This is a genomic window from Variovorax sp. GW460-12-1-14-LB1 (assembly GCF_059423605.1).
On sequence record NZ_JBWKYF010000137.1, the window covers coordinates 1 to 6665 of the forward strand.

Sequence of the window (6665 nt, forward strand, 5' to 3'; positions counted from 1 at the left end):
CCTCCCGCCCCACCTAGGCCATTAGCTAGGCCTTAAGGCGGATTTGCCTCCGCTCCCCCGCACCGGAAACTTCGTGTTTCTTCTTACTTCCCGGCACCCTTGCCGTTGACGGAGTGCGGATGAGTTGGCGAACCAAAGTGGTCTGGAGCGAGGGGATGCTGTTGCAGCCTCAGCACCTGCAGCAGAGCGAGCGCCATGCCGATCATGCGCGGCATGTGCTGTTGCGCACCACCACGCCCTACGCCTGGGGATTCGCCGAAGTCGAGATCGACGCGGCGGCGCTCACGCTGGGCAAGCTGGCGCTGGTGCGGGCGGTGGGCATCTTCGGCGATGGCACGGTGTTCGATATGCCGGCGGTCGATCCGCTGCCCGAGCCCATCGACATTCCCGCGTCCATGCGCGACGAAGCCGTGGTGCTGGCACTCCCGCTGCGCCGCGCCGGGGCGCGCGAAGCCGACGCTGAAGAGTACGAAGAGCTGGTGCGCCACCGCGTGCTGGAGTCGGACGTGCCCGACTCCAACACGGCCGGCGAGCGCACCGCGATGCTGCAGCTGGGCCAGCTCCACACGCGCCTGATGCGCGCCAGCGAAGCCACCGACGCGTGGGCGACCTTGGGCGTGGCCCGCGTGGTCGAGCGCCGGGTCGACAACCAGGTGCAGCTCGACCGCGGCATGCTGCCGCCGCTGCTCGACGTGGCCGGCCATGCGGTGATCCGCGCCTGGCTCGACGAGCTGCTGGGCCTGCTGCGCCAGCGCGGCGAGGCGCTGGCCGGGCGCATGACGCAAGGCGGCACCGGCGGCGTGGCCGAGATTGCCGACTTCATGCTGCTGCAGGCCGTGAACCGCAACGAGGCCATCTTTACGCACCTCGCCAAGAGCGCGATGCTGCACCCGCAGCATTTCTTCGAACACGCGCTCGGGCTGGCCGGCGACCTCGCGAGTTTCCGCGACACGCGCCGCGTGACGCGCTTCGGGCCCTACATCCATGACGACCTCGCGCTGAGCTTCCGCCCGGTGATGGACGACCTGCGCCGCAGCCTGTCGATGGTGTTCGAGCAGTCGGCGATCCGCATCGACCTGCACGACCGCAAGCACGGCGTGCGCGTGGCGGTGGTGACCGACGTGGAGTTGCAGCGCAAGGCGACCTTCGTGCTCGCGGTGAACGCGAACATGCCGAGCGAGGCACTGCGCGCGCGCTTCCCCACGCAGGTGAAGATCGGCCCGGTCGAGCGCATCCGCGACCTCGTGAACCTCGCGCTGCCGGGCGTCACGCTGACGCCGATGCCGGTGGCGCCGCGCCAGATTCCGTTCCACACGGGCGCCAACTACTTCGAACTCGAAACGCGCAACAGCGACCTGTGGCGCCAGCTCGAGCAATCGGGCGGCATCGCGATGCACATCGCGGGCGATTTCCCCGGCCTCGACTTGGCGTTCTGGGCCATTCGTTCCTAGCCGCCTCCGGCTGACGGAAACGGAACATCACCATGAGCACCCCTCCCGACCCCTTCGCCGCCTTCGAGTCCGAGCGCACGGTCATCAAGCCCAAGCCGCGCACGCCGGGCGGCGCGCCGCCGGCCGCTGCACCCGCGCCGTTCTTCGGCGGCGCCGATCCGACGCCCGTGGCCGAGGTGGGCGAGATCGGCCTGCTCAATCCGCTGGTGTCGGCCGCGGGCAAGCTGCTGGTGCTGATCGGCAAGCTGCGCAACCTCGCGCAGCCGCCCAATGTGCCGGCGCTGCGCGCGTCCACCGCCGATGCGGTGAACCAGTTCGATGCCGCGGCGCGCCGCGCGGGCGTGGGCAACGAGTCGGTGCTGGCCGCGCGCTATGTGCTGTGCACCGCGCTCGACGAAGCCGTGGCCAACACGCCCTGGGGCGTGCAGGCCGGCTGGAACAAGCAGAGCCTGCTGGTGCAGTTCCACAACGAGACCTGGGGCGGCGAAAAAGTGTTCCAGCTGCTCGCCAAGCTTGCGCAGGACGTGCCCACGCACCGCCAGCTGCTGGAGCTGATCTACAGCGTGCTCGCGCTCGGCTTCGAGGGCCGCTACCGCGTGGTCGACAACGGCCGCGCGCAGCTCGACTCGGTGCGCCAGCGCCTGGCCGACCTGATCGCCAAGGACCGCCCGCCGGTCGAGCCCGAGCTGTCGCCGCACTGGCGCGGGCAGGGCGCGGGCACGGTGCGGCTGCGCGAATCGCTGCCGCTGTGGGTGTTCGCGGCCGGCTTCGCGCTGCTGCTGGCGCTGGCGTGGTTCGGCCTGCGGCTCACGCTCAACCACCGCTCCGACACCACCTACGCGGCCGTGTCGAGCCTGCGCGTGCCCAACATACAGATCGCACCGCCTGCCGCGCCGGCCAAGTCGCCGCGGCTCGCGCGTTTTCTCGAGCCTGAGATCAAGCAGGGGCTGGTCACCGTGACCGACGAGGCCGACCGCAGCGTGGTGCGGCTGCGCGGCGACTCGTTCTTCGGCTCGGGCAGCGCCGAGCCGATGGCAGCCTCGCTGTCGGTGCTGCGCCGCATCGGCCAGGCGCTGGCCGAGGTGAAAGGCGAGGTGCTCATCACCGGCCACTCCGACAACCAGCCGATCCGTTCGTTGCGCTATCCGTCGAACTGGCACCTGTCGGCCGCGCGCGCCGATGCGGTGAAGGGCGCGCTCTCCACGCTGGTCGAGCCCGCGCGCATGCGCTCCGACGGCAAGGCCGACGCCGAGCCCGTGGTGGCCAACGACACGCCGGCCAACCGCGCGCGCAACCGCCGCGTCGACATCGTGCTGCTGACCGAACCCGAGCGCCTCGCTGCTGCACCGGCTGCTCCCGTTCCAGGAGCGACGAAATGATCAAGAAAATCTTCGGCTTCCTGTTCAGCCCGCTGCTGCTGACGCTGCTCGCGCTGATCGTCGTCGCGCTGCTGATCTGGTGGATCGGCCCGCTGGTGAAGATCGGTTCGCTCGCGCCGCTCGAAGGCGAGATGACACGCGCCATCGTCATCGGCGTGATCGTGCTCATCGTCGTGATGCGCGCGCTGTACCGCCGCTGGCGCGCGCGCCGCGCGAGCCAGCACCTGACCGACGGCCTCATGAAGGCGCCGGCCGCCGCCAAGACCGGTGCGCCGGTCGACGGTGAACAAAAGATCCTCGACACGCGCTTCAGCGAAGCCGTCGCCACGCTCAAGCAGATGCGCCTGCATGCCGCCGGCAAGAAGCCGGGTTGGCGCGACTGGCTGTCGATCTCGGGCGGCAGCTACCTGTACGACCTGCCGTGGTACGTCTTCATCGGCGCACCGGGCGCGGGCAAGACCACGGCGCTCGTCAACTCGGGCCTCTCGTTCCCGCTGGCCGAGAAGTTCGGCCCCGGCGCCATCCGCGGCGTGGGCGGCACGCGCAACTGCGACTGGTGGTTCACCGACGAGGCCGTGCTCATCGACACCGCCGGGCGCTACACCACGCAGGACAGCCACCAGTCGGAAGACAAGAGCGCGTGGGAAGGCTTCCTGGGCCTGCTGAAGAAGGCGCGCCCGCGCCGTCCGCTGAACGGCGTGTTCCTCACCGTGAGCGTGGGCGACCTGCTGAGCCAGGGCCCCGAGGCGCGCACGCAGCTCGCGGCCTCGATCCGCGCGCGGCTGCTCGAGCTCGACGGCAAGCTCACCACGCGCCTGCCGGTGTACGTGCTCGTCACCAAGAGCGACCTGCTCTACGGCTTCACCGATTACTTCGACGACCTCGGCAAGGAGCAGCGCGCGCAGGTCTTCGGCTTCACGCTGCCGGCGGACGAGAACGTGCAGCTGGAAGAGAAGGGCCTGTCGGCCGCGTTCCACCGCGAGTTCGGCCTGCTGCACAACCGCATCAACGACGGCCTCATCGCGCGCATGCAGCGCGAGACCGACGGCACGCGCCGCGCGGCGATCTTCGGTTTTCCGGCGCAGTTCGGCTCGGTCGGCCCGCTGCTCTCCGATCTGCTCGAACAGGTGTTCACAGGCTCGCGCTTTGCGCAGCCGCCGTGGGTGCGCGGCGTGTACTTCACCAGCGGCACGCAGGAAGGCAGCCCGATCGACCGCGTGATGGGCAGCCTGGCGCGCAGCTTCGGCATTGAGCGCGCCATGCTCGCGCCGCAGAAGTCGAGCGGGCGCAGCTACTTCCTCACCGCGCTGCTGCGCGAGGTGGTGTTCCCCGAGCAGCGCCTCGCGGGCGCCGACGTGAAGCTGGAGCGCCGCCGCAACACGCTGCGCCTGGCGGGCGTGGCCGCGATGACGCTGCTCACCGTCGGCCTGCTTGCAGCCTGGGGCTACAGCACCTGGCAGAACCACAACTACCTGAAGTCGGTCGAGGCCCGCGTCGAGCCCGCGCAGAAGACGCTGGCCGCGCTGCCGACGCGCGTGCAGAACCTGGTCGAGGTCGCGCCCGTGCTGCAGGGCCTGCGCGACATCTGGAAGACGCCTGACAACCGCCAGGGCGACGAGCCGCTGTCGATGACGCTGGGCCTGTACCAGGGCGACAAGCTCGATGCCGCCGCCATGCTCACGCACCAGCGCGCGCTCAACGACGCCTTCCTGCCGCAGATCGCCAAGCGCATCGAGGACCAGCTGCGCACCGCGCAGAAGGACAACCTCGAGTTCACGTATGAAGCGCTCAAGAGCTACCTGATGCTCTACCAGCCCGAGCGCTTCGACCCCGAGGCGCTGAAGGCCTGGATCACGCTCGACTGGGCGCGCAACCTCGACCGCGGCATTCCCGAAGACCAGCGCAAGGCGCTCGAGGACCAACTCGACGTGCTCATCGCCCAAGGCCCGCCGCGCTCGCCGCTGAAGATGGACGAGAACCTCGTGCGCAGCGTGCGCGCCGTGCTCGCGAGCTACCCGCTGGAGCAGCGCGTGTTCAGCCGCCTGAAGCGCCAGCGCGCCACCAAGGACATCCCGGGTTTCAGCGTGGCGCAGGCCACCGGTCCGTCGGGCCCGCTGGTGTTCGAGCGCATCAGCGGCAAGCCGCTGAGCGAGGGCGTGCCGGGCATGTTCACCTACGACGGCTACCACAAGCGCTTCCAGAACGAGGTCGTGGTGCTCACCGGCCTGCTCGCCGCCGAAGACCCGTGGGTGCTGGGCCAGGACCGCAACGCCAGCGAGCGTTTGCGCGATGCCGCGGCGCTCGGCGCACTCACCGACCGCGTGCGGCGCCTCTACCTCGAGGAGTACGTCAAGCAGTGGGAGGCGCTGCTGGCCGACGTGCGGCTGATCCGCGTCAGCGGCCTGGAGAAGAACATCGAGACCGCGCGCATCCTGTCGGGCGTCGATTCGCCGCTCGCGAATTTCCTGCGTGCGGTGGTCAAGCAGACCACGCTGATTCCCGCCGCCGATGCCAACAAGGACGTGGTCAGCAAGGCCACCGAGACCGTGCGCAACACGCGCAAGGGCCTGGAAGACCTGTTCGGCAGCGACCCCGGCAAGCAGGTGGCGCCGGGCAAGCGCATCGAGAGCATCGTGGACGATCGCTTCGAGTCGCTGCGCCGCCTCGTCACCGCGGGCGGCCCGAACCAGCCGGCGCCGATCGACGATGCGCTCAAGCTCTTCAACGAGGTGTACGTGTACCTCAACGCCGTCGACACGGCCGTGAAGGGCCGCACCTCGCCGCCGCCGGGCGACGTGGCCGGCAAGCTCAAGTCGGACGCGGGCCGTCTGCCCGAGCCGGTGCGCAGCATGATCGAGAACCTGAGCCAGACCGGCGCTGCGCAGGCGCAGGTGGCCGAGCGCGGCAACCTGAGCCAGGACCTGCGCCCCGTGACCGAGTTCTGCAACCGCGCCATCGCCGGCCGCTACCCGTTCGTGCAAAGCAGCAAGCGCGACGTGCTGCCCGAAGACTTCGGCCAGATGTTCGGCGCCGGCGGCCTGATGGACGACTTCTTCCAGAAGCGCCTGGCCGCGATCGTGGACACCAGCACCCGGCCGTGGCGCTACAAGCCCGTGGCCGAGCGCGGCGCGATCACCACGCAGGCGCTGGCGCAGTTCGAGCGCGCGGCGCGCATCAAGGACATCTTCTTCCGCGGCGGCGGTCGCGGGCCGTCGATGCGGCTGGACTTCAAGCCGGTGGAGATGGACGCGGGCATCACGCAGTTCATCCTCGACGTGGACGGGCAGCTGGTGAAGTACGCGCACGGGCCGGTGGTGCCGATGGCGGTGCAGTGGCCGGGGCCGAAGGGGAGCAACCAGGTGCGCGTTCAGGTGAGTCCGCCGTCGACGACGGGGAGTTCGGGGTCGGCGATGGATGGGCCTTGGGCTTTGTTCCGTACGCTGGATGACGGGCAGCTGGAAGCGGGGGATGCGCCGGAGAAGTTCTTCATTACCTTCCAGGTGGGGGCGCGGAAGACGCGGTTCGAGGTGACGACGAACAGCGTGCAGCATCCGATTCGGTTGAAGGAGTTGCGGGAGTTTTCTTGTCCGGAGGGGTTGTGAGCTTGGCCTCTTCTTCGCTCTTTGTTTCCGGTGAACTTCCTGGCTGGTTCGGGAAGTTGCCGGGGATGGGGGACTTTGCGCATCGGCGGTTGTCGGAGGCGTTTCGCTCGGTGTGGGACCCGTGGTTGCAGCGCGGGTTGGCGCGGCTGCGGGATCGGCATGCGGATTGGACTGCTCACTACCTGGAGGCGCCTGTGTGGTGCTTTGCGCTGGGGGCGCAGGTGGTGGGGGAG

At 69.5% G+C, this 6665-nt stretch carries 4 protein-coding genes; all 4 read left to right on the forward strand.

The window, feature by feature from the left end; all coding sequences use genetic code 11:
• Nucleotides 1-119: 119 nt before the first annotated feature.
• Nucleotides 120-1451 carry a type VI secretion system baseplate subunit TssK gene (gene tssK / locus AC07Y4_RS32370; RefSeq protein WP_495275659.1) on the forward strand — a complete coding sequence of 444 codons (1332 nt, stop codon included), beginning with the start codon at nt 120-122 and terminating at the stop codon, nt 1449-1451.
• 32 nt (nt 1452-1483) lie between these two features.
• Complete coding sequence (locus tag AC07Y4_RS32375; protein ID WP_495275660.1) at nt 1484-2830, forward strand: DotU family type VI secretion system protein; 1347 nt, start codon at nt 1484-1486, stop codon at nt 2828-2830.
• Nucleotides 2827-6432 (forward strand): type VI secretion system membrane subunit TssM, encoded by a 3606-nt coding sequence (gene tssM, locus AC07Y4_RS32380; RefSeq protein ID WP_495275661.1) that lies wholly within the window; start codon nt 2827-2829, stop codon nt 6430-6432. Before AC07Y4_RS32375 ends, tssM begins: the two co-directional genes overlap by 4 nt.
• The coding region (gene tagF, locus AC07Y4_RS32385) for a type VI secretion system-associated protein TagF (protein WP_495275662.1) at nt 6429-6665 on the forward strand (237 nt) is incomplete at its 3' end. The genes tssM and tagF, both read left to right, overlap by 4 nt.